The organism is Marinobacter sp. AN1 (assembly GCF_026013985.1).
Lineage (GTDB): Bacteria > Pseudomonadota > Gammaproteobacteria > Pseudomonadales > Oleiphilaceae > Marinobacter > Marinobacter segnicrescens.
Window position 1 is genome coordinate 745,815 of the sequence record NZ_CP110342.1, and the last position, 21,393, is coordinate 767,207.

Sequence of the window (21,393 nt, forward strand, 5' to 3'; positions counted from 1 at the left end):
TATTTTTCTCCTCAGTGGCGGAAATGACGCATGCCGGTGAAGACCATGGCGATACCATGCTCGTTGGCGGCGTCGATCACCTCCTGGTCGCGCATGGAGCCGCCCGGCTGGATAACAGCGGTTATCCCCGCTTCGGCGGCAGCGTCGATGCCATCCCGGAACGGGAAGAAGGCGTCGGAGGCCATCACCGACCCCTTCACTTCCAGCTTCTCGTCGGCCGCCTTGATGCCGGCGATCTTTGCGCTGTATACCCGGCTCATCTGGCCGGCGCCAATGCCGATGGTGCGTCCGGCTCGGGCGTACACGATGGCGTTGGATTTGACGTACTTGGCCACTTCCCAGGCGAACAGCATATCGTTGAGCTCGTCCTCGGTGGGCTGGCGCTCTGTGACGACCTTGACCTCATCCATGGAGACCATCCCCAGGTCCCGGTCCTGCACCAGCAGGCCTCCGGTGACCCGCTTGTAGTCCAGGGCCTTCGCACGCTCGCCATCGAATTCACCACAGGCCAGCAGGCGCACGTTTTTCTTTGCGGCCACCAGCTCGATCGCTTCGGGGCTAATGGTCGGTGCAATGATCACTTCCACGAACTGGCGATCGATGATGGCCTGCGCCGTTTCGCCGTCGAGCTCACGGTTGAAGGCAATGATGCCACCGAACGCAGAGGTAGGGTCGGTAGCGAAGGCCAGGTCATAGGCCTGGCGGATATCCGCACCAATGGCCACACCACAGGGGTTGGCGTGTTTGACGATCACGCAGGCCGGGTCGGCAAAGGGCTTGACGCATTCCAGGGCGGCATCGGTATCGGCCACGTTGTTGTAGCTCAGTTCCTTGCCCTGCAACTGCTTTGCGGTGGCAACGCAGGCTTCCTTCGGGTTGCGCTCAGCATAGAAGGCAGCCCGCTGGTGAGGGTTCTCGCCGTAACGCATATCCTGGACCTTCACATATTGGGCGTTGAAGGTGCGGGGGAAGTCGGCGTTGTCGTTATCCGGGGTGCGGCCACCCAGGTAGTTGGCAATGGCACCGTCGTAGCCGGCGGTATGCTCGAAGGCCTTGACTGCGAGGTCGAAGCGGGTGCTGTAGCAGAGCTCGCCATCGTTCTCTTCCAGCTCTTTCAGAACCCTGTGGTAATCCGAGGCGTTGACCACGATAGCCACATCGTTGTGGTTCTTGGCGGCGGCGCGGACCATGGTGGGGCCGCCGATATCGATGTTCTCGATGGCGGTGGCCAGGTCGCAGTCCGGGTTCGCCACGGTTTCTTCAAAGGGATAGAGGTTAACGACCACCATGTCGATGGGTGCGATACCGTGCTCTACCATCACCTGGTCGTCGGTGCCACGACGCCCGAGGATGCCGCCATGGATTTTCGGGTGCAGGGTCTTGACCCTGCCATCCATCATTTCCGGGAAGCCGGTGTGATCGCTCACTTCAGTCACCGGAACCTGGTTTTCCTTCAGCAGGCGGAAGGTGCCGCCGGTAGACAGCAGTTCAATGCCGCGCTCGGTCAGCCTGCGGCCGAACTCAACGATGCCGGTCTTGTCGGACACACTGATCAGGGCCCGACGAACGGGGGTGTTTGACGGAGTTGCCATTTTCGATGCCTTCTTGAAACAGGAAAGGCCTCGCGAAACAACTCCGGGAGGCCTTGGGAGAATCCGATGATTATAGCAGACCGTACTGCTTGAGTTTCTTGCGCAGCGTGCCGCGGTTCAGCCCCAGCATGGTTGAGGCCCTGGTCTGGTTGTTGCGGGTGTACTTCATGACCTGTTCCAACAGGGGAGCTTCTACTTCCGACAACACCAGCTGGTAGACGTCGGTGACCGGAGCACCGTCCAGCTGGGCCAGGTAGTTCTTCAGGGCCACTTCAACGCTGTCGCGCAGGGTTACCGAGTTACCGGTGTTGCTGACGGTCTGAAGGGTGGGCTGGTCGTCGTTTGCGGAACGGGCCATGGAATCGTGTGCCAGTGTTTCAGCGGTCATGCTGCGAATACCTCTCCATTTCGTAAGGCTGCAAAATACTGTTGGATACTGTCGGACTGCGCCTTGGCGCACTCCAGCGTATTGAAACGCTTGCGGAACTGTTTGCCGGCGTCGTGGGCCTGCAGGTACCAGCCCACGTGCTTGCGAGCGATGCGAACCCCCATGGGATCGCCGTAGAAATAGTGAAGCGCCTGCAGGTGATCCAGCAGGATGGCTTCTACCTCTTCCAGCGGGGGCGGTGCCATGACTTCCCCGGTTTCCAGGAAATGCTTTATTTCCCGGAAGATCCAGGGCCTGCCCTGGGCGCCCCGGCCAACCAGCAGGCCGTCGGCGGCGGTGTGCCGGAGCACCGCCTGCGCCTGCTGGGGCGTGGTGATATCGCCGTTGGCGAACACCGGGATGGTGACGGCCTCTTTCACCTGGGCGATGGTGTCGTATTCCGCCACGCCCCGATAGGCGTCGGCCCGGGTGCGCCCGTGTACGGCCAGTGCCTGGATGCCGGCATCTTCCGCCATGCGGGCGATAGTGACGGCATTGCGGTTGTCCCGGTCCCAGCCGGTGCGCATTTTCAGGGTGACGGGCACGTCTACCGCCTGAACCACGGCATGGAGTATGTCCTTTACCAGGGCCTCATCCTTCATCAACGCCGAGCCGGCCGCCTTGTTACAGACTTTCTTGGCCGGGCAGCCCATGTTGATATCGATAATCTGGGCGCCCTGCTCAGCGTTCATGCGGGCGGCGTTGGCCAGCATGTCCGGGTCACCGCCAGCGATTTGCACCGAGCGGGGCTCAGGTTCGCCCTTGTGATCCAGCCGCAGGCGTGATTTTCGGGTATGCCAGAGGGACGGGTCGGCAATCACCATTTCAGACACAGCCAGGCCCGCACCCATGCGCCGGCAGAGTTGCCGGAAAGGGCGGTCGGTCACGCCGGCCATGGGCGCGACCACCAGGGAATTGGGCAAGGTATAGGGCCCTAACTTCACCGTGGGCAGCATACGTCTGAGTCCGTCGTCGGTTACCAGAACTGTCTCTGAATCTACCATACCCGATCATCTGGCTCCCGTATGGGACGCCAGTCAGAAAAGGATGCCGGATTCAGGGGGCGACAATGATACCGCCGGGGGTGAGGGTATTGAAGGCCGGAACAGGGGAAAAAGTTGATTATTTTTCACCCTGTCTGGTTGACTTTTATTCGACCTGGTGTCCACCAATGGTTGATAAAGGAGGGGGTCAGGAGTCGTTGCTACGGTTAACGAATCGCAGGTTGTAGTTGACTGCGTCACGGCCGGGATCGCGGATACTGATAGCGATGCGTACCGGAGTACCTGATGGCATGGCCTCCAGGTCGGCGCCCTCACCGGCGAGGTAATCCTCGGGTGGGAAGATGCTCTGGGCCACCACGTCGCCATTCAGGTTGGAAAAGGTAAGTGCGATGGCGGGGAATGGCTGCTCGAATTCGGCCTGGTTGATAATTACAGCGTCCACCAGCAGGGCGGAACGGTTATCGGGGTCTGTGCGGACGACCAGCTTGCGGCTCTGGATGCGATCCATAGCCACCAGTGGCGCCAGTTCGCAACCGGCGTATTCGCAGGCCTTTTCATACCAGGGGCGGAGTTCGGGAATGGCCGATAGCCGGTCGAACTGGAACCATGCGACCTGGGAAATCACCCCTCCCAGCAGGGCCAGCACGACCAGGGTCCAGAGCCAGCCTCGCAGGCTGCCACCGGTGCGGGAGCCGACGGACACCGGTTCGCTGGACAGACGGTCGTAGGGGGAGACGTCATCCAGTGACGGGAAGGTGCCACCGGTGACACCGTCACGGGGGCGTTCGATGTCCGCAGGTCCGGTGTCGGACTCTGCCTCAGCCACCATTCCGACGATCTCAAGGTCGTCGGTGGAAGCCGGGTAGCCCGGTTCTCCGGTAGCCGGGTCATGCGGGTGCCAGGCCGCAGATTCGGTCGACTCCTCGCTGCGAACCTCCCGGTGGGCCGGGGGTTCAGGCTCGGCATGGCCGTCAGGCGCGGGGGATGCGTGTTGGTGCTGATTCCGGGTATTGTCCGGCAACTCCTCCTGAAGCATGGCTTCCGCCCAGCTCTCGTCCACGTCATCGACATCGTCATCGTGGAGGTCGCCGTGATGCTCAGCGCCGGCGTCAACGCCACGGAAACTGTCGCTGAGTTCGTCATCGGCAAAATGGGAGTCCTGCCCGGCATAGGGGCCTTCGGCGGCGTCTTCTACCGGGTTGTCCTGGAAGATCAGGTCTTCATCGGGATCGGTGGCACCGAAGTGCTCCCGGTTTGCCTCCCCGGGTTGGCTGGCCGCCGGGGAGTCTGCATGGCTGCGAGCGTCGAATACTTCCATGCAATGCCCGCAGCGCACCTTGCCATCAGCGACGGTCAGTTGTTCACTGGTTACCCGGAAACGGGTATCGCAGTGGGGGCAGCGGGTCAGCAGGCTGGAAGTATCGGCCATCCTAAAATCCTGTAAGGTCAAAGGCTCTCAGCAGTTTAGCGACAGTCTTGCGTGTCGTCATCCACCAATGCGGCGACCTGTGAGGCGTATCCACTCTTCGCGTTGTTCGGGCTCGTCCATGACGAACCAGGGTTCGTAGGCGGTCATCACTTCACGGGCCTGTTGTGCAAGGATGCCGGACAGAACCAGGTGGCCTCCGGGCCGGACTTTCCCTGCGAGGGTGGGAGCCAGTTCAACCAGTGGGCCCGCCAGGATGTTTGCCAACAGTATGTCAGCCTGGGTGTCCGGTTCATTACCTGGCAAGTAGAGATCAAACCGCTCATCGCTGACGTCGTTGCGGCGGGCGTTATCACGACTGGCTTCCAGGGCCTGTGGATCGGTATCGACGCCGATCGCGCGGCCAGCACCCAGCAGCAGGGCCGCCAGTGCCAGGATGCCGGAGCCGCAACCGTAATCTATGACCTGGCAGCCTTCCACTTCCGTGGCATCCAGCCATTCGAGGCAAAGGGCTGTGGTGGGGTGGGTGCCGGTACCAAAGGCAAGGCCAGGGTCCAGCAGCAGGTTGGCGGCTTCGGGGTCCGGTGCGGCGTGCCAGCTGGGTACGATCCACAGGCGGTGCCCGAACTTGAGGGGCTGGAAGTCATCCATCCAGGCCCGCTCCCAGTCCTTGTCTTCAACCAAGGTGACCTCGATGTCCGGCAGTTCCTGCTGGGTCTGCTGGTGCCAGGCATCGCGGATGGCAGAGCAGATCTGCTCAATATCCTGGTCGGCATCGAACAGTCCCGTCACCCGGGTATCACCCCACAAGGGGGTGGTACCAGGATCCGGTTCAAAGATGGGCTGGTCGGCGGCGTCTTCCATGGTGACAGCGTCGGCACCCATCTCCATGAGAAGGTCTTCCAGCTGATCCGCCGTGTCAGGATCAGCCGGAATCTGCAGTTGGATCCAGGGCATATCAGTCCCGTATCAACTTTTCGAGGTAGTGGATGGTGAAATCCACGCTCTTGAAGCCGCCGTCCCTCACCAGGTTTCGATGCAGGGGCTGGTTGGTCTTGATGCCGTCCACCACCAGTTCGTCCAGGGCGTTTTTCATTCGACGGCGGGCGATTTCCCGGTCGTCGCCCCAGGTGATCAGCTTGGCCACCAGCGAGTCGTAGTAGGGCGGCACTGTGTAGCCACTGTACAAGTGAGAGTCCACGCGGATGCCGTTCCCGCCGGGTGCATGGAAGTGATTCACCTTGCCGGGGCTGGGAACAAAGGTCTTCGGGTCCTCGGCATTGATCCTGCACTCCATGGCATGGCCAGAAATGGTGATGTCGTCCTGGCTGTACTGCAGTGGCATGCCGCTGGCGATACGCAGCTGCTCACGCACGATATCGACACCAGTGACCATTTCAGAGACCGGGTGTTCAACCTGGACCCGGGTGTTCATCTCGATGAAGTAGAAGGCACCGTCCTGGTACAGGAACTCGAAGGTACCTGCGCCCACGTAGCCAATCTCCTTGCAGGCATCGACACAGGCCTTGAGGGTCTTCTGGCGGGCCTCTTCATCGATGTTCGGTGCCGGCGCTTCCTCGATAACCTTCTGGTGGCGACGCTGCATGGAGCAGTCCCGGTCACCCAGGTGAATGACGTTACCGTGGGTATCGGCCAGCACCTGGACTTCCACGTGGCGAGGCCGCTCGAGGTATTTTTCCAGGTAGACGGTGGGGTCGCCAAAGGCGTTCTTGGCCTCACTCTGGGTGACCTGGATGCCCTTGAGCAGGGCCGCCTCCGAATGAACCACCTGCATGCCCCGGCCTCCACCGCCGGAAGCGGCCTTGATGATTACCGGATAGCCGATTTCCCGGGCGATGCGCAGGGTGCGCTCGTCATCATTGTTAATGGGGCCGTTGGAGCCAGGCACGGTGGGGACGCCCGCCTTCACCATGGCTTCGATGGCGGATACCTTGTTGCCCATCAGACGGATGGTTTCGGCCCGGGGGCCGATAAAGGTAAACCCGCTCTTTTCCACCTGTTCGGCAAAGTCGGCGTTTTCTGCCAGGAAACCATAGCCCGGGTGGATGCCCACGCTGTCGGTAACCTCGGCCGCACTGATGATGGCAGGGATATTGAGGTAGCTTTCAGTGGCGCTGTTGGGACCAATGCACACGGACTCGTCCGCCAGGCGGACGTGCATCAGGTCGCGGTCTACCTGGGAGTGTACAGCGACGGTACGAATGCCCAGTTCCTTGCAGGCCCTGAGCACCCGCAGTGCGATCTCGCCGCGATTGGCGATCAGAACTTTATCAATCATGGCCATGATCTTTAGTCACCTGTTGCTCAGGAAATGATAACCAGCGGCTGGTCGAACTCTACCGGCTGTCCGTTCTCCACCAGGATCTCGGTTACCGTACCGCTCTTGTCGGCTTCGATCTGGTTCATCATCTTCATGGCTTCAACGATACAGATGACGTCGCCGGCCTTGACCGTCTGGCCCACTTCCACAAAGGATGCTGCGGTGGGTGACGGCGCCCGATAGAAAGTGCCGACCATGGGCGACTTCACGGCATGGCCGGAAGGCGCCTGCGGTTCCGGGGCGGCCGGTTCGGCTGCAGGAGCCGGGGCAGCAGCCTGCGGTTGGGGCGCATGCATGGGCTGGGGTGCATAGGTGACGCTGGCGTGCTCGCGTCGCCGGGAGATGCGAACCGAGTCGTCTCCCTCCTGGATCTCCAGTTCCTCGACGTCGGATTCCTCAAGGAGTTCGATCAGCTTCTTGATTTTGCGAATATCCATGGTAGTTCAGTCCCGTATTATCGGTGTCAGTTGGAATGGATTCTTTGCAGGGCGGCCTGGAGGGCCAGGTCATAGCCCTGACTGCCAAGGCCGCAGATAACGCCATCGGCGATATCGGAGAAATAGGAGTGATGGCGGAAAGCTTCCCGGGCATGCACGTTGGACAGGTGCACCTCTATAAACGGGACGCCGGACGCCAGCACCGCATCCCTCAGAGCCACACTGGTGTGGGTGAAGGCCGCGGGGTTGAAAATCAGGTAATCGATACCTTCGGCACGGGCATCATGCAGTCGTTCGATCAGTTCGTATTCGGCATTGGACTGCAGGTGCAGCAGGTGGTGTCCGTGATCGGCAGCGGCGGCATGGAGGCGCTCGTTGATATCCTGAAGGGTTTCATGGCCATAGACGTCCGGCTCGCGGACGCCGAGCATGTTCAGGTTCGGTCCGTGGAGGACTAGGATGGTGGCCATGACGAATCGTGCCTTACTGGGATTTGGTGAAAATAGCGTATTTTAACGAATTTTGCGCCCATGATGCGGGTTGAAAGTTGCCGGTTCAACAGTTTTTAACAAACGACCGTATGAATTCGTGGTGCATGTCTGAATTCATTGCATCTGGCTCGCCATTTTCGACGTTTGCGGCAGTTCCGTCCATAAGACCATGGTTTCATGGACGGAATGCCGGAGTTTGGGTTTTTTGCGCCACCCTCGTCCGTTTGTGTCAGCCAGGGTGTTCCTCGCTGCCAATCACGCAGTTGCGTCCGGCATTCTTGGCCTGGTAAAGCGCCTGGTCAGCCCGTTCGCAGAGGGATGAGGCTGCCTCGCCCTCCCAGCGCGCAACGCCACAGCTGAACGTGACGTGGAATTCCCGGTCGCCTGCTGTCTGGGTCAGCTCCGCAAAGCGCTCGCGGATATCGTTGAGCACAGCCCGTGCGTCACTCTCCCGGGTGTCGGGCATGATCACAGCAAATTCTTCACCGCCGTAGCGTCCGATATGATCCGTCTTGCGCAAACGCTGTTTCAGGAACATGGAGAGTGCGCGGAGGATGCGGTCGCCAATGGGGTGCCCGAAGGTGTCGTTCACCTTCTTGAAATAGTCCACGTCGATCATGGCGAAACACAGGGACTGACCTTTCTGGCTGGCGCGGACCATCTCCTGCTCCAGCAGGTAGAGGGTATGGGTGTGATTGAACAACCCGGTCAGGCTGTCCCGGATCATCAATGCCAACAGTGAGCGGGCGCGCCGGCCCCGGTTATGGATGGTGGCGACCAGGTGCTTCGGGTCAATGGGCTTGGTAAGGAAGTCATCACCACCCAGGCTCATGGCGTGCAACTGTTTCTGGACATCGTCCTCGGCGGACAGGTAGATAATGGGCACACTGTGGAACCGGTCCTGCTGGCGAATCACCCGCGCGATTTCCATGCCCGTACAGCCTGGCATGTACATGTCCAGAATGATGATCTCGGGGTTGAACTCCTCCAGGGCGACGATGATGTTCATCGGGTCGGTAATAATGTGGGCTTTCATGCCGGCTTTGTTGAGCACGGTTTCCATGAACTTGGCCTGGGCCCGGGAGTCGTCCAGTACCAGCACCCGGTAAGGTTCTATCGCGTTGTTGTGGGTGTAGGTTTCGATTTTCTCGATCAGTTGGCCAGGATCCACCGCGGGGTGGAAGAACTCCTCACCGCCGCAGCGGGATGCGCGCAGCCGGGTTTCAATGGTGCCATCCTCTTCGCTGACAAAGATGATGGGTATGGGAGTGTCGTGTCGTTGTTGCAGCGTTTCCACGGTCGCCAGCCCCGTATCCGACCCACCGCCAAAGCGGATATCCATCAGGATGGTTTCCGGTTTATGCAGGGCGCAGGCATCCATCAGGTCATCCGGGGACGCGAAGGCTTCTGCGCGGAATCCGAAAAATTCCAGTTGTCTCACCAGCCTTGTGGCCAGTTCGTGACTGGCCAGGGCGATATAGACCGGGGTTTTGCGGTAAACCCTCGGAGGTTCCGAGTTCTGGCGATCAGACCTGCGCTGGGTGCTTTGCTCCAGGTACATGACCGCTTCCCGCAAGGCTTCCACGGCTGCCTGGCCGGGCGCTTCGCCCGGGGTCCAGTGAGGGAGGGCGGACAGGATGCCCTTGCCGGCTTCCACGTAGGCGGTCATCTCGAACCGGCTGGCATAACGGGCGAGCTTGTCGGCTGAGGCTTCCAGGTCTCCGCGGAAGGGGGCGGCTGCCTGTGGGTCAGCGTGGATCTTCTGCCAGGTGTCCAGGACGACCCGGGCCTGGTTGGTGACGCGGCGGGCAAAATGCTGGCGCAGCTTTTCTTTCTGGGACTCGTCAGTCATGTTTCCGGTAGGTCCTGTCCTGTTCTTGTCAGCGCATCGGAAAGCGGTTCTGGCGCCCCGGTTGAAGCCAGGGTGGTGTCCCGGTACGCCTTTCATTATCGATTGCAGGATGACTCTGTGGCTGCAGTCTATAGTGTTTGTAACAGAAGGCGCAGGCGACGAACTGTAAATCTTTGTGAACCTGAGACATGGGCACGTTCTTTAACGCTGCGCGGGCTGAAATCTTCCCCAAAAGGTAGGGCACGGATGCGGCAGAGATGGCAAATACCCGGTACCACCCGGGTAATTACACTGCGGACCCTGTTGTTGATCTTTACCGGCGCGCTGGTGTTGTTGCTGCTGGTTGCCAGCATGCTGATCAGTTTCGACCGTTTTCGTAGCTACGTTGCGGAAGAGCTGGAGGGGCGCACCCGTGATGCTGCTACCGCTGTCGGCCTGTCATTGTCCAATGCTATTGATGCCAGTGACCGGGTTGCGGTGGCGTCATTGATCGACTCCATGTTCGACAGTGGTGACTACCTGGTGATCGAGTTTATTGATCACGACGATCGGGTGGTGGCCGGGCGTGCCCGGTCCCTGTCCGGCCTGGGCGTACCCGGGTGGTTCGTGGCCATGGTGGAGCTGCCCAGGCCGGAGGGCACGGCCTCGGTGATGAAAGGCTGGCGCTGGCTGGGCCAGGTGCGCGTGGTGGGGCACCCGGGCAACGCTTATCAGGATCTCTGGTGGGTCACTGTCTGGCTCATCGTGGCTTCCGTATTGATCGGTGTGGTCGCCATTGCTGCACTGTATCTGTTGCTTGGCCGGCTTCTTCGGCCACTGCGGGCACTGGAGCAGCAAGCGGAAGCAATCGGTCGCAGGGACTTCCGGCGTCGTACTGGCGTTCGCTCTACCCGGGAGCTGAACCAGGTAACCCGGGCCATGAACCAGATGACCGATGACCTGGAGCAGCTGTTCTCCGGGCAGGCCGCTCTGATCGCCCATCTACGCAAGCTCAATAATGAAGACGCACTCACCGGCCTGGCCAGTCGCAATGCCTTCGACCAGCGACTGGCAGTGGAAGTAGTCAGCGAAGAAGGTCGTCGCCCCGGGTCGCTGATCCTGCTCCAGGTGGGCGGTTTCGCGGACTTCAATCAGTATGCCGGTCGGCTGGAGGCTGACGCTTTGCTGATTCGCCTGGCAGGTGAGTTGCGGGCGTTTGTGAACCGGCATGCGGGGAGTTTTGCAGGGCGTCGCAGCGGGGCTGAATTTGCAGTGTTTGTTCCCGGTGGCGCCCCTGCTGACGCTCAGATCTGGGGGCGGGAGTTGGTCAACGACCTGCAGTCCATCTGTGGCGATTTTTCAGGTGAGGGGGCCGATGAAGGTGGTGGAACGATGACCGCTATGGTGGTTCATGCGGGTGTCGCCGGAGTCGCGGATGGTCTGTCGGTACGGAGCCTGTTCGAGGCGGCGGACGGAGCCCTGCGCCGTGCCCAGCTTGAAGGAATCAGTAACTGTGAGCTGGCGGACAGTGGCGCCGATGTCCACCACGGGGCCGAGGACTGGCGGGGACTTCTTGAGCAGGCACTCGACCAGGAAAACCTCTGGCTCTGGGAGCAACCGGTGGTGGCCGCTGACGATACCACGGTGCTTTACCACCAGGTGTTCTCCCGCCTGCTGATTGAGCGTAACTGGGTGCGGGGTCATGTATACGCTCCCCTGGCTGAGCGGTTCGGGCTGATGGCGCAGCTTGACCTGATGGTGCTGGAGCGTACCCTGCAACGGTTGCGGGATGAGCCTCTGGTTACCCTTGGTATCTCGCTGGGCGCGTCGTCGGCCGTGTCGCCTGGCTTTGCCGAACAGGCCCTGGCGTTGGCCCGTGATGCCGGCATTGATATGGAGCGGTTATGGATAGGGTTCCCCGAGCAGGCGCTGCACTACCATCGACGCGAAACCCAGTCACTGGTTGTGCAGTTACGTCGTACCGGGGCCAGGCTGCTGGTGGACCGCTTTGGTGTGGGTGGTATCCCCTTCAGTTACCTGAGGCATCTGTCTATCCAGGCACTTCGTATTGACTCCAGCTTCGTGCACGGCATTGACCGGCAGGACGATAACCGGTTCTACCTGGAGTCCATGATTACCATCGCCCATGGCCGCGGCGTGAAGGTACTGGCTTCCGGGGTGGAAACGGAAGCGGAATGGCGTACCCTGAAATCGGCCGGTGTTGACGCCGCCACCGGTTACCATCTGGGGCGGCCCGGTCCGGTGGGTGAGCCGCCGGTGGGCGGAGGCGATGCCAGTGCTTGATTACGGGTCAGGACGAGCATGGCTAACTCACTGCCGGCATTGCAAAAACCTGATAAATCATTCATCTTTGAGCCCGGACTTCTGGTTCATCGGCACAGGACAGTGACTATGTTTAACCGACTCAAATCCCTCTTCTCTGGCAGTGGATCGGGTTATCAGGGCTCCTCCGCAACGGCGGGTAAAGGGCGTTCCATCGGCAAGATTGTTGTCGTGGTCGTGGTGCTCTATCTGCTGGTTACCATCATTCTGGGAATGATCTGGAGCAGTGAGCCGGACACCTTCTCGGTGAGGGAGCATACCCGAACCCTGGCCAATGACATGGGACGCGAGCCGGTGACCGGTTTTGCCACCACGGCCACCATGATCCGTGTTGCCGAAACCCTTCTGGACAAGCCGGGCGGTTATATATCCAACGATATCTTTCCGCCGGGGCTGTGGATGGACAATACGCCTGCCTGGGAGTACGGCGTACTGGTGCAGCTGCGGGATCTTTCCAGGGCCATGCGCCAGACCATCAGCCGTTCCCAGAGCCAGTCGGCCGAAGATCCGGACCTGACCGTCGCCGAACCCCAGTTCCACTTTGACAGTGAAAGCTGGGCGCTGCCGTCAACCGAGGGAGAGTACCGCCGGGGTATCCGGGCGCTGGAAAGCTACCTGAACCGGCTTTCCGACCCGCAGCGGCCGGAGGCCCAGTTCTATGCCCGGGCGGATAATCTCAACAGCTGGCTGGCGGACCTGGAAACCCGCCTTGGCAGCCTGTCCAGGACGCTGAGCGAAAGCGTTGGCAAACCGGAGGTTACCGAAGCGCTGGCCGGCATTCAGAACGTTGACCCGCTGGTGGATGAGGAACCCACCAGCGACGTGAAAACGCCCTGGCTCGAGATCGATGACGTATTCTATGAGGCCAGGGGCACTTCCTGGGCCCTGTTGCATATCTTCCGGGCCATTGAGGTGGACTTCCGCAAGGTGCTGGCCGACAAGAACGCCCAGGCCAGCGTCCGGCAGATCATTATCGAGCTGGAGGAATCCCAGGCCCAGATGTGGAGCCCTGTGATCCTTAACGGTAGTGGCTTTGGTATCCTCGCCAACCACTCCCTGACCATGGCGGCCTACCTCGCCCGTGCCAACTCGGCGATTACTGACCTGCGGGAATTGCTCTCCCAGGGGTGAGCACCATCTTCCAGACACAAAAAAACCGGGCCGTTGAGCCCGGTTTTTTGTCACAGGGCGGAATTACTTGCCCTGGTAGTTGGCCACGGACTCCTCGATGGCCTTGCGGGCGGCTGCCGCGTTGTCCCAATTCTGAACCTTGACCCACTTGCCGGGCTCAAGAGTCTTGTAGTTCTCGAAGAAGTGCTGGATCTGATCCCGCAGCAACTGGGGCACGTCGTTGATGTCCTTGACGTCGGTGTAGGCCTTGGTGAGCTTGTCGTGGGGGACGGCTACCAGCTTGGCGTCACCGCCGGCTTCGTCTTCCATGTTAAGCACACCAACCGGGCGGCAGCGGATGACCGAACCGGGCTGAACCGGATAGGGGGTGATGACCAGCACATCCAGGGGGTCGCCATCGTCCGCCAGGGTGTGGGGGATAAAGCCGTAGTTGGCCGGGTAGAACATGGGGGCGGTCATGAAGCGGTCCACCATGACGGCGCCCATGTCCTTGTCGATCTCGTATTTCACCGGTGAGCTGTTGGCCGGGATTTCGATGGCCACGTAGATATCTTCGGGCGGGTTCTTGCCGGCGGGGATGTGATCAAAGTTCATGTCGGGTCCTTCTCTGAAAGAATGAATCAAGAAACTGCGGTGAAAAAGTGCGCGACATTATACGGACATCGTGGCGCAACCGAAACTCAACGAAGGTCGGCAGGGCGCGATATCAGATGTCATCACGTTTGATGGTCCTGACCCCGTCGGCAGTCCCCAGTAAAAGGACATCCGCCGGGCGCCGGGCGAACAGGCCATTGGTGACAACGCCGACAATCTGGTTCAGTCGTTCTTCAGCATCGACAGGACGGGAAAGGTCCATGTTGTGAATGTCGATGATAATGTTGCCGTTGTCGGTGACCACGCCTTCCCGGTACACCGGGTCACCGCCGAGCTTGACGATCTGGCGGCCCACATGGCTCCGGGCCATGGGGATAACCTCCACCGGAAGCGGAAAGGCACCCAGTATGTCCACGCGCTTGGACTCGTCTGCAATGCAGACAAAGGTCTTCGCCACAGCGGCAACGATTTTCTCCCGGGTCAGGGCCGCACCGCCGCCCTTGATCAGCTCCAGCCTGTCATTGGTTTCATCCGCACCGTCAACATAAAACTCCAGCTCGCTGACGGTGTTGAGGTCGTAGACCGGAATCCCGTGTTGCTTCAGTCGCTCGGCGGTGGCCTCGGAGCTGGCAACAGCACCGTCGAAGTCGTTGCGCACTTCCGCCAGGTAATCGATAAAGAAATTGGCGGTGCTACCGGTGCCGACACCGATCACGCTGTCCCGGTCCAGCCGTGGTGCAACGTAGTCCAGTGCGGCCCTGGCGACGGCTTGCTTGAGTTCGTCCTGTGTCATGCTGGCCTCCGGATGGGTGGCGAATGTCTGAGTGGGTGCAGCGCCTGGGCGGCGCGGGGTGGTTATTATAGCCTTGCCTGGCTGCCCGGTTATAGACGCGGGTGGTGCAAACTTCCTACACTGTATGTTTGCCCCGGCCCCGGGGCAGCTCAATCAACGCCTTACCAACCCTGACCGGACAGTACGCACCATGCCGCAACGCTACATCAAAAAGATTCTTGATGCGCGGGTTTACGATGTGGCCATCGAATCCCCGTTGACCGAAGCCCGCAGTCTCAGCAAACGCCTGGGAAACCAGATCTTTCTCAAGCGTGAAGACCTGCAACCGGTATTCTCTTTCAAGATTCGTGGTGCCTATAACCGAATTGCCCAGTTGTCGGATGCCCAGAAAGCCAATGGCGTCATCTGTGCATCGGCGGGCAACCACGCCCAGGGTGTCGCGCTGGCGGCGAAGAAGCTTGGCATCAAGGCGGTGATCGTGATGCCCCAGACCACTCCGGACATCAAGGTGAGGTCAGTGCGTGACCGGGGGGCGAAGGTGGTGCTAAAGGGCGATGCCTTTGACGAGGCCGCCGCCCACGCCCAGGAGTTGATTGCCAAGCACGGTTACACCTACATCCCCCCATACGATGATCCGGACGTCATCGCCGGGCAGGGTACTGTGGCCATGGAGATGATGTGGCAGTTCTCCCATAACCTGCACGCCGTGTTCATCCCGGTAGGTGGTGGCGGTCTTATCGCAGGCATGGCTGCGTACATCAAGTATCTGCGCCCCGAAATCAAGGTAATCGGCGTGGAGCCGGAGGATTCCAACTGTCTGCAGGCCGCCATGGCTGCCGGCGAGCGGGTGGTATTGGATGAGGTAGGCATCTTCGCTGATGGAGTGGCGGTGAAGCAGATCGGCGAGGCATCCTGGGAAATCTGCAAGGACAACGTCGATGAGGTGATCACCGTATCCACCGACGAGATCTGCGCGGCCATCAAGGATATCTTCGAGGATACCCGCTCCATCAGCGAGCCCGCCGGCGCCCTGTCTGTGGCGGGTATCAAGAAGTACGTGGAGCGGGAGCAGCTGGAGGGTGAGAACCTGGCCGGTATTCTCAGTGGTGCAAATATGAACTTTGACCGCCTGCGGTACATTTCCGAACGGACGGAAGTGGGCGAGAAGCGCGAGGCCATCCTGGCGGTGACCATTCCTGAAAGGCCCGGTGCCTTCAAGACGTTCATCAATGCGCTGCACAAGCGCAGCATCACCGAGTTCAACTACCGCTATTCCGATAACGAGGTGGCGCGGATCTTTGTCGGGATCCAGGTCCAGGCAGGAGGCCACGGCCGTGAGGAACTGGTTCAGAGTTTGCGGGAAGACGGCTACCAGGTGGTTGACCTGACCGACAGTGACCTGGCCAAGCAGCATATCCGCCATATGGTGGGCGGCCATGCGCCGTCCGTTGCCAATGAGAAAGTATTCCAGTTCGAATTCCCGGAGCGCCCTGGCGCCCTGTTGAAGTTCCTGATGTCCCTGGGGACCCGTTGGAATATCTCCATGTTTCATTACCGCAACCATGGTGCAGCCTACAGTCGCGTGCTTATGGGTGCCCAGGTTCAGGAGGGTGAGCTGGCAGATTTCGAAGCCATGCTGGATCGTGTCGGCTTCCGTTATACCAATGAAACCGATAATGAAGCCTATCGCCTGTTCCTGGGTGCAGGTAACGGCGTCTGAGTCCCTAGATCCGGTCTTGGTGTTGCGGTGGGATACAGGCAAATTACCGGCTGCAAGAAACTGCGCTATAGGATTTACAAATTGTAATTTTTAAAAATTGTAAATTCCCGGATAAGTGTTACGCTTTCGTCAATTCTTGGAGTTGTCGGCAGGCGCCTGTTTTATTGGAAAAAGCGGGCGTTTAAAACAACGATAACGGTCGCTGGGTTGAGCGGTCAGCTCATTCGTGGAGGAGAGGCAATGAGGCGCAAGCCGGACATGATTCGTACGGTGGTTCTGTTATTCGTAATAGGGCTGGCGGCGACCGGGCTGACGTCTTTCGGGGTTTCTGAGGACGAACCCCGGGTCATTCCTGCTGAAATCAGCGCCCAGGGGCAGTGGCTGAGCGGTCAGCGCAGCGAAGGCTGAGTAGCCCCCTTGCTTTAGTCCGTCCTGTAGATCCTGTGGTCGGTCACAACTGCATCCAGCGGTATATCCCAGGGTTCCACCGGTAATTTCTGTACTTTCTGCAGTTCATGGGCCAGCCCGATCAGGGTGGGTCGAAGCCTTGGACGTATCCGGGTAAACGCAAAGCTGCGGTCGTAGAAACCTCCCCCCATTCCCAGGCGGCCGCCTTCTTCATCAAATCCCACCAGTGGCATCAGCACCACATCCAGCGACCAGGCCGGTCGAATGCGGCGGCTGTGGAAAACCGGCTCAGGTATGCCAAAGCGATTGGGGGCCATTGGGGTGGCGGCGTCGTAACGACAGAATGCCAGCTGGCCGGAATGAATGGGGTGCAGTACCGGCAGGTAGAAGTGCATGCCTCGCCGCTGGCTCTGGGCCATGAACAGGCCGGGGTCAATCTCGCCGTCGTTGGGCAGGTACAGGCCTATATGCCGGGCACCCATCACTCTGGGGTGCTTTCGCAGCGTGTTGGCAAGGCCAATGGCAGCGTCTTGTTGTTGCTGGGGGTTGAGCTCCCGGCGCGCCTGGCGCAAGTGCCGGCGCAGGGCCTTGCGGTCCCGGGCGGTGTCTGGCTCGAAATCTGAAAGATTCTGGAAAGTGTGCGTCACGTCAACGGCAGGGTTAAATGAAATAAGCTTCCCGGGCTGCCGTTATCGGATGTGGCCCTTGAACCCAGGGTTCAAGGTGGTGGCCGCTGTGACATATCAGGCTTTCCCCTTCGCGGGGGACTTGCTCACAATGCCCTGAAGTAGCCACCTGGGTGTTGCGCATCGGCTCGAGGACGTATCCGACCAGCGAACAGCCCAGGAAGTTGAATCCATTATACGGGTACAGGCCGGGGCGGATGCAACCGTTAACGGTTTAATTTCTGTTATCTCGGCTATTGCCAGAATCTGTTGCAGGCTGGCTGCCACCGAGGGCGCTGTCCAGCTTTTCGTCCATGGACTGAGCAGGTCATCAGCGGCGCCGGACATGCTGGAGTCCTCGAGCAGCTCATGGGTAATGTTCAGGGCGGCCATAACGGCGATGCGCTCCGTGCCCAGCACCTTGCCCGTTGTGCGGATTTCCCGCATCTTGCTGTCCAAGTGGCGGGCTGCCCGGCGCAGGGCATCCTGCTGGTCTACAGGACAGGCGACCAGGTAATCCTTGTCGAGGATGCTGACTTCGACCGTAGTGGGGGACTTCGACATCAGTGGTGCTCCAGGGCCCGAAGGCGGCCAATCATGGCTTCTATGCGGTTCTTGGCCAGGTCGTTGCGCTGGATGAGTTGCGCCCGCTCCCGGTTCCATTCGTCCTGAAGCTCGCGCATGGCAGCGTTATCCTGCTCCAGCTTGCGACAGCGCTCAATCAGGCGGTCCAGCTTCTCCGCCATGGCCTGCAAATCTGACTGTTCCATAGACATTCCGCTACGTGACGGGGCATTTGGTCACCAGTGGCCCCTTTCGGTCTGGCACTTCATTCACTGGCGCTTTCACACCATACTCGACCAACTATAAGTGGGCTATCGAAACGGGTCAATTTGCCAGTCTGTCATCTTGGTGTGACTCGCGTCCCATCCCGGGCGACGGTATTCCCCGGCGAAGTTATTCTGCCGCCCAACCGGACGGCCGGTTGCCGAGGCGCCAGGCCTTGATGGCCGGTATGGCACCGACCACCAGTCCAGCCAGGGGTACCGAGAGCAGGAGCAGGCTCTCCACCCCGGTGAGTGCCCTCAGGTTAATGGCCAGGCCAAAGGTATCCAGGAGCCAGGGTGTGACGGCCAGCAGCACCAGGTACCAGAGACCGGTGGCCAGCACCGTGGCCGTGACGGCAAGCCCGGTACATTCCAGCAGGTAGAGGCTGGCGATCAGGGAAGGCGATGCACCATTGGCTCTCAGCACGGCGATTTCCTGGTGGCGATGGGTTTGCAGGGTCAGTAACACCGTCACCAGGCCCGTCAGGCTGATCACAACCACGAAAGCTGTAATGCCCATCAGGAGCAGTTCGAACTGCCCGAGCACCTGCCACAGTTGGGCCAGTGCAACGCCCGGAAGGATGGCGGATAAGGGCTCCCCGGCATACTGGTTGATGTCCCGTTGCACCTGGAAGGTGAGTATCTGCCGCTTGATTCCGGCCAGGGCGGCGGTAATGGTGTCCGGCGTCAGTTCCCGGATGCGTGCGGCGTCCGCCGAAAGCGTGCGACCGGGAGCGGGTACACCGGCTTCCCACCCGATATGAATCGCCTCCAGTCCCTCCAGGCTCACATACACGCCCCGGTCCACCGGCGTTCCGGTAGCAGCAAGGACACCGCTCACCCGGAACGGGTGCTGGTCATGTTTCACGAAGCTGGTGCGTCCCCCTCCATGGGACAGTACGATCTCGTCGCCCGTCCGATGACCGAGGGTGCGCGCCACCTGGGCGCCCAGCACGACTTCGAATACGTCGCTGAACCACTGGCCTTTGACCAGTTGCAGCGGCTGGTCGTCTCCGTATTGATAGTGATCCAGGAAGCGCCTGTCCGTGCCCACCACGCGATGGCCCCGGTAACTGTCCCCCAGGGACAGGGGGATTAACCAGTCGATACGGTCATCCCCAGCCAGTTCCTGGAACGAGTTCCAGCCCAGGTTGTTGGTGGCGTGGCCGATATGGAACACGCTATACAGCAGCAGGTTCAGTTCGCCACTGCGGGCGCCGATAATCAGGTCGGTGCCGGACACCGCACTGTTGAAAGACTGGCGAACCTCCGTGCGCAGGTACTGGACGCCGAGAAGCAGGGAAACACTGAGGGTCAGGGTCAGGGTGACCAGCAGCAGTATGCGACGGCGATGCCAGAGGCTGGCTGTGGCCAGGGAAAGGGCCAGGGATGGCTTCATGGGGTCGCCTCCGTGTCGGTCAGCAATTCCAGGTGGTTGCCGAAGTGGCTGGCCAGGGCTGGGTCGTGACTGACGAACACAACACTGGATCCGGTACGGGCTGCCTGCTCCAGCAAGAGCGCCACAAACCGGTCACGGTTTACCACGTCCAGGGCCGAGGTAGGTTCATCGGCCAGGATCAGTGGTGGCGCACCGATCAGGGCCCGGGCTGCGGCTACCCGCTGTTGCTGACCGGTGCTCAGTTCCGGTGCCTTGCGGGTGAAGGTTTCCACAGGGAGCCCGAGCGCGGTCATCAACTGGCGGGCTGCATCTGCGGGATCACCGGCCTGTTGTCGGCGATGCCTGGACAACCGGCACGGCAGGGTGACGTTGTCCAGGGCTGACAGGTAGGGCACCAGGTTAAACTGCTGGAAGATGACACCGGTGCGGTCCGCTCTCAGGCGGTCCCTGGCACTACCGGACAGGCGGGCCAGGTCCTGGCCATGAACCCGGATGCTGCCCAGGGTGGCCCGGTTCAGGCCGCTGAGCAGACTCAGCAGGGTGGTCTTGCCGCTGCCGCTGGGCCCATGGATAAACAGGTGCTCGCCGGCCGGCAACGAGATATCCGGAAAGCGGAGCCGGGCGGTTTGTCGCGGCCATTGCCAGCAAAGGTTGGTGGTTTTGATGATCATCGGCGTCGGGAACCTGATTTCCGTTCAATGGTCATGGGAAGCATCGTGTCGCCGTGGCATGATACCCCGGCCTGCCGGCTGTTGAGGTTGTCCGGCCCCTTTTTTCGATTGCAGGAGACTTTTCATGGCGATATTCCCCCGAGCTGTGTTGCTGTTCCGGTTCGCGGTGCTGGTGCTCCTGTTGTTTGCGGGCAGCGCCCATGGCCAATGGCGAGAGCTGGACTGGCTCGAGCTTATGCCTGAGGAGGACCTTCGGCTGCTGGAAAGTCTGCCGCAGATCGAGCACGAGGGTGATGGTCCGGTAGAGCTCCCGGACGAGATCATGACCGGTCGGGTGGTGCCTGAGATGGACGGCGTTGAAGTCCGCATCCCCGGTTTTGTGGTGCCGCTGAAAACGATTGGAAGCGACCAGCGTATTGTGGAGTTCTTCCTGGTGCCCTACTACGGTGCCTGTATCCATGTGCCACCTCCGCCGCCGAACCAGATTATCCATGTTACCTACAAGCCCGGTTTTACCCTTGGCGCGCTCTATGAGCCTGTCTGGGTGCAGGGCACCCTGAAAACCGAGTCTGTGGAAAATGATATTGCCGCCGCATCCTACACGTTGGTCAGCGAAGAGGTAGAACTGTACGAAATGGACGACGCTGACAGCATGTTATAAGCCGGCCCTGTTGTGTTCAGGCCGGCTCCTGTGACTGATGGGGCTTTATCGTGACAGGGTGAGAGCGGTTTCCCCCGCTTTCAGTTCGCTGTGACCCTGACCGGTGGCTGTGATCCAGTCCACTGACAGACTTTCAATGCCGGGGAAGCGTTCCATCAGCGGCACTGACAAGGTTCCCGACAACGCACTGTCGCAGCTGAGCCGTTGAGTGACCTCGACATCGCTGTGTCCGCTTTCTTTCGGGCCATCGCCGTTGCCGTGATCATGGTCGTGCCCGTGGTCATGGCCCACTCCCCCGATCTGGTGAATGCTGGCGGCACTGACCGCACAGTCATTGGCTGGCGTCTGGATCAGCGCATTGATTTCCAGCCATTGAAGGGCGTCCTTACGAACCTTCTCCTGCCCAGAGCCCCGGGGTGCGTGTTCGAATCCAACCAGGTTGGCAGCCGGTGTGCGCAGGATCAGCTCGGCGGAGTTGTCTTCAATGGCCACCTGCAGCTGCGCTGCCCCGTGGACATGTGCCCTCTGGCCATCCTGGCCATAGACGGTAACCGGTAGCAACAGGGACGACAGCGTGAAGGTGAGGGCGAGGTTTCTGACGGTGGACATGGCCATGGAATCTGTCCCAAAGT

21 protein-coding genes, 1 other RNA gene and 1 pseudogene are annotated in these 21,393 nt (G+C 60.4%); 5 read left to right on the plus strand and 18 right to left on the minus strand.

What is annotated here, in order from left to right; translation table 11 throughout:
- Positions 1-11: 11 nt before the first annotated feature.
- The 9 genes from purH to LJ360_RS03380 all read right to left on the minus strand — a co-directional run bounded on the left by purH (position 12) and on the right by LJ360_RS03380 (position 9,570).
- Positions 12-1,592 (minus strand): bifunctional phosphoribosylaminoimidazolecarboxamide formyltransferase/IMP cyclohydrolase, encoded by a 1,581-nt coding sequence (gene purH, locus LJ360_RS03340; protein WP_264995244.1) that lies wholly within the window; start codon positions 1,590-1,592, stop codon positions 12-14.
- Positions 1,593-1,662: 70 nt separating this feature from the next.
- Complete coding sequence (fis, locus tag LJ360_RS03345) at positions 1,663-1,980, minus strand: DNA-binding transcriptional regulator Fis (RefSeq protein ID WP_091848770.1); 318 nt, start codon at positions 1,978-1,980, stop codon at positions 1,663-1,665.
- Positions 1,977-2,975 (minus strand): tRNA dihydrouridine synthase DusB, encoded by a 999-nt coding sequence (gene dusB, locus LJ360_RS03350; RefSeq protein ID WP_413774413.1) that lies wholly within the window; start codon positions 2,973-2,975, stop codon positions 1,977-1,979. The genes fis and dusB overlap by 4 nt, the downstream gene beginning before the upstream one ends.
- Positions 2,976-3,210: 235 nt before the next feature.
- Positions 3,211-4,452, minus strand: coding sequence for a DUF3426 domain-containing protein (locus tag LJ360_RS03355; RefSeq protein WP_264995245.1), 1,242 nt, complete (start codon positions 4,450-4,452; stop codon positions 3,211-3,213).
- Between the two features lie 57 nt (positions 4,453-4,509).
- Positions 4,510-5,406, minus strand: coding sequence for a 50S ribosomal protein L11 methyltransferase (prmA, locus tag LJ360_RS03360; protein ID WP_264995246.1), 897 nt, complete (start codon positions 5,404-5,406; stop codon positions 4,510-4,512).
- Position 5,407: 1 nt separating this feature from the next.
- On the minus strand, positions 5,408-6,754 hold the full coding sequence (gene accC, locus LJ360_RS03365) for an acetyl-CoA carboxylase biotin carboxylase subunit (RefSeq protein WP_091848766.1): 1,347 nt from the start codon (positions 6,752-6,754) through the stop codon (positions 5,408-5,410).
- A 20-nt stretch (positions 6,755-6,774) separates the two neighbouring features.
- On the minus strand, positions 6,775-7,227 hold the full coding sequence (gene accB, locus LJ360_RS03370; protein WP_091848765.1) for an acetyl-CoA carboxylase biotin carboxyl carrier protein: 453 nt from the start codon (positions 7,225-7,227) through the stop codon (positions 6,775-6,777).
- 26 nt (positions 7,228-7,253) lie between these two features.
- The gene (aroQ, locus tag LJ360_RS03375) at positions 7,254-7,697 is read right to left on the minus strand and encodes a type II 3-dehydroquinate dehydratase (RefSeq protein WP_091848764.1); all 444 of its coding nucleotides are present in this window, start codon (positions 7,695-7,697) and stop codon (positions 7,254-7,256) included.
- A 250-nt stretch (positions 7,698-7,947) separates the two neighbouring features.
- A complete protein-coding gene (locus LJ360_RS03380; RefSeq protein ID WP_091848763.1) occupies positions 7,948-9,570 on the minus strand; it encodes a diguanylate cyclase in 1,623 nt (540 codons plus the stop codon).
- Between the two features lie 246 nt (positions 9,571-9,816).
- On the opposite strand from LJ360_RS03380, the gene LJ360_RS03385 reads away from it, so the two are divergent.
- Both LJ360_RS03385 and LJ360_RS03390 read left to right on the plus strand, forming a co-directional pair.
- A complete protein-coding gene (locus LJ360_RS03385) occupies positions 9,817-11,853 on the plus strand; it encodes an EAL domain-containing protein (protein WP_264995247.1) in 2,037 nt (678 codons plus the stop codon).
- 108 nt (positions 11,854-11,961) lie between these two features.
- A complete protein-coding gene (locus LJ360_RS03390; RefSeq protein ID WP_091848761.1) occupies positions 11,962-13,023 on the plus strand; it encodes a DUF2333 family protein in 1,062 nt (353 codons plus the stop codon).
- 63 nt (positions 13,024-13,086) lie between these two features.
- On the opposite strand, the gene ppa is transcribed toward LJ360_RS03390, so the two are convergent.
- Together ppa and rpiA are read right to left on the minus strand one after the other, a co-directional pair.
- On the minus strand, positions 13,087-13,617 hold the full coding sequence (gene ppa / locus LJ360_RS03395) for an inorganic diphosphatase (protein ID WP_264995248.1): 531 nt from the start codon (positions 13,615-13,617) through the stop codon (positions 13,087-13,089).
- 112 nt (positions 13,618-13,729) lie between these two features.
- Positions 13,730-14,410, minus strand: a complete 681-nt coding sequence (gene rpiA / locus LJ360_RS03400; protein ID WP_091848759.1) for a ribose-5-phosphate isomerase RpiA — start codon at positions 14,408-14,410, stop codon at positions 13,730-13,732.
- Between the two features lie 190 nt (positions 14,411-14,600).
- Between rpiA and ilvA the strand changes: the two genes are divergently transcribed.
- Positions 14,601-16,130, plus strand: coding sequence for a threonine ammonia-lyase, biosynthetic (ilvA, locus tag LJ360_RS03405; RefSeq protein ID WP_264995249.1), 1,530 nt, complete (start codon positions 14,601-14,603; stop codon positions 16,128-16,130).
- Between the two features lie 240 nt (positions 16,131-16,370).
- On the plus strand, positions 16,371-16,538 hold the full coding sequence (locus LJ360_RS03410; protein ID WP_177185976.1) for a hypothetical protein: 168 nt from the start codon (positions 16,371-16,373) through the stop codon (positions 16,536-16,538).
- Positions 16,539-16,552: 14 nt separating this feature from the next.
- On the opposite strand, the gene LJ360_RS03415 is transcribed toward LJ360_RS03410, so the two are convergent.
- The 6 genes and pseudogenes from LJ360_RS03415 to LJ360_RS03440 all read right to left on the minus strand — a co-directional run bounded on the left by LJ360_RS03415 (position 16,553) and on the right by LJ360_RS03440 (position 20,100).
- Positions 16,553-17,185 carry a 5-formyltetrahydrofolate cyclo-ligase gene (locus tag LJ360_RS03415; protein ID WP_264995250.1) on the minus strand — a complete coding sequence of 211 codons (633 nt, stop codon included), beginning with the start codon at positions 17,183-17,185 and terminating at the stop codon, positions 16,553-16,555.
- Positions 17,186-17,209: 24 nt separating this feature from the next.
- Positions 17,210-17,390: non-coding RNA, 6S RNA (ssrS, locus tag LJ360_RS03420), on the minus strand.
- A 48-nt stretch (positions 17,391-17,438) separates the two neighbouring features.
- Positions 17,439-17,767 (minus strand): annotated as a pseudogene (locus tag LJ360_RS03425) (cell division protein ZapA).
- A complete protein-coding gene (locus LJ360_RS03430; RefSeq protein WP_091848756.1) occupies positions 17,767-17,973 on the minus strand; it encodes a TIGR02449 family protein in 207 nt (68 codons plus the stop codon). The pseudogene LJ360_RS03425 and the gene LJ360_RS03430 overlap by 1 nt, the downstream one beginning before the upstream one ends.
- 187 nt (positions 17,974-18,160) lie before the next feature.
- Positions 18,161-19,429: an ABC transporter permease gene (locus tag LJ360_RS03435; RefSeq protein WP_264995251.1), complete on the minus strand. Its 1,269-nt coding sequence runs from the start codon at positions 19,427-19,429 to the stop codon at positions 18,161-18,163.
- Positions 19,426-20,100: an ATP-binding cassette domain-containing protein gene (locus LJ360_RS03440; protein ID WP_264995252.1), complete on the minus strand. Its 675-nt coding sequence runs from the start codon at positions 20,098-20,100 to the stop codon at positions 19,426-19,428. The genes LJ360_RS03435 and LJ360_RS03440 overlap by 4 nt, the downstream gene beginning before the upstream one ends.
- A gap of 124 nt (positions 20,101-20,224) precedes the next feature.
- On the opposite strand from LJ360_RS03440, the gene LJ360_RS03445 reads away from it, so the two are divergent.
- Positions 20,225-20,761, plus strand: coding sequence for a DUF3299 domain-containing protein (locus LJ360_RS03445; protein ID WP_264995253.1), 537 nt, complete (start codon positions 20,225-20,227; stop codon positions 20,759-20,761).
- Positions 20,762-20,806: 45 nt separating this feature from the next.
- Here LJ360_RS03445 and LJ360_RS03450 read toward each other — a convergent pair whose 3' ends face one another.
- The gene (locus LJ360_RS03450) at positions 20,807-21,376 is read right to left on the minus strand and encodes a DUF2796 domain-containing protein (RefSeq protein WP_264995254.1); all 570 of its coding nucleotides are present in this window, start codon (positions 21,374-21,376) and stop codon (positions 20,807-20,809) included.
- Positions 21,377-21,393: the final 17 nt, after the last annotated feature.

Excerpts from the sequence above, each read along its gene's own strand:
- purH (WP_264995244.1), bottom strand. The coding sequence starts at position 1,592 with ATGGCAACTCCGTCAAACACCCCCGTTCGTCGGGCCCTGATCAGTGTG.
- fis (WP_091848770.1), bottom strand. The coding sequence starts at position 1,980 with ATGACCGCTGAAACACTGGCACACGATTCCATGGCCCGTTCCGCAAAC.
- dusB (WP_413774413.1), bottom strand. The coding sequence starts at position 2,975 with ATGCTGCCCACGGTGAAGTTAGGGCCCTATACCTTGCCCAATTCCCTG.
- LJ360_RS03355 (WP_264995245.1), bottom strand. The coding sequence starts at position 4,452 with ATGGCCGATACTTCCAGCCTGCTGACCCGCTGCCCCCACTGCGATACC.
- prmA (WP_264995246.1), bottom strand. The coding sequence starts at position 5,406 with ATGCCCTGGATCCAACTGCAGATTCCGGCTGATCCTGACACGGCGGAT.
- accC (WP_091848766.1), bottom strand. The coding sequence starts at position 6,754 with ATGGCCATGATTGATAAAGTTCTGATCGCCAATCGCGGCGAGATCGCA.
- accB (WP_091848765.1), bottom strand. The coding sequence starts at position 7,227 with ATGGATATTCGCAAAATCAAGAAGCTGATCGAACTCCTTGAGGAATCC.
- aroQ (WP_091848764.1), bottom strand. The coding sequence starts at position 7,697 with ATGGCCACCATCCTAGTCCTCCACGGACCGAACCTGAACATGCTCGGC.
- LJ360_RS03380 (WP_091848763.1), bottom strand. The coding sequence starts at position 9,570 with ATGACTGACGAGTCCCAGAAAGAAAAGCTGCGCCAGCATTTTGCCCGC.
- LJ360_RS03385 (WP_264995247.1), top strand. The coding sequence starts at position 9,817 with ATGCGGCAGAGATGGCAAATACCCGGTACCACCCGGGTAATTACACTG.
- LJ360_RS03390 (WP_091848761.1), top strand. The coding sequence starts at position 11,962 with ATGTTTAACCGACTCAAATCCCTCTTCTCTGGCAGTGGATCGGGTTAT.
- ppa (WP_264995248.1), bottom strand. The coding sequence starts at position 13,617 with ATGAACTTTGATCACATCCCCGCCGGCAAGAACCCGCCCGAAGATATC.
- rpiA (WP_091848759.1), bottom strand. The coding sequence starts at position 14,410 with ATGACACAGGACGAACTCAAGCAAGCCGTCGCCAGGGCCGCACTGGAC.
- ilvA (WP_264995249.1), top strand. The coding sequence starts at position 14,601 with ATGCCGCAACGCTACATCAAAAAGATTCTTGATGCGCGGGTTTACGAT.
- LJ360_RS03410 (WP_177185976.1), top strand. The coding sequence starts at position 16,371 with ATGAGGCGCAAGCCGGACATGATTCGTACGGTGGTTCTGTTATTCGTA.
- LJ360_RS03430 (WP_091848756.1), bottom strand. The coding sequence starts at position 17,973 with ATGGAACAGTCAGATTTGCAGGCCATGGCGGAGAAGCTGGACCGCCTG.
- LJ360_RS03435 (WP_264995251.1), bottom strand. The coding sequence starts at position 19,429 with ATGAAGCCATCCCTGGCCCTTTCCCTGGCCACAGCCAGCCTCTGGCAT.
- LJ360_RS03440 (WP_264995252.1), bottom strand. The coding sequence starts at position 20,100 with ATGATCATCAAAACCACCAACCTTTGCTGGCAATGGCCGCGACAAACC.
- LJ360_RS03445 (WP_264995253.1), top strand. The coding sequence starts at position 20,225 with ATGGCGATATTCCCCCGAGCTGTGTTGCTGTTCCGGTTCGCGGTGCTG.
- LJ360_RS03450 (WP_264995254.1), bottom strand. The coding sequence starts at position 21,376 with ATGGCCATGTCCACCGTCAGAAACCTCGCCCTCACCTTCACGCTGTCG.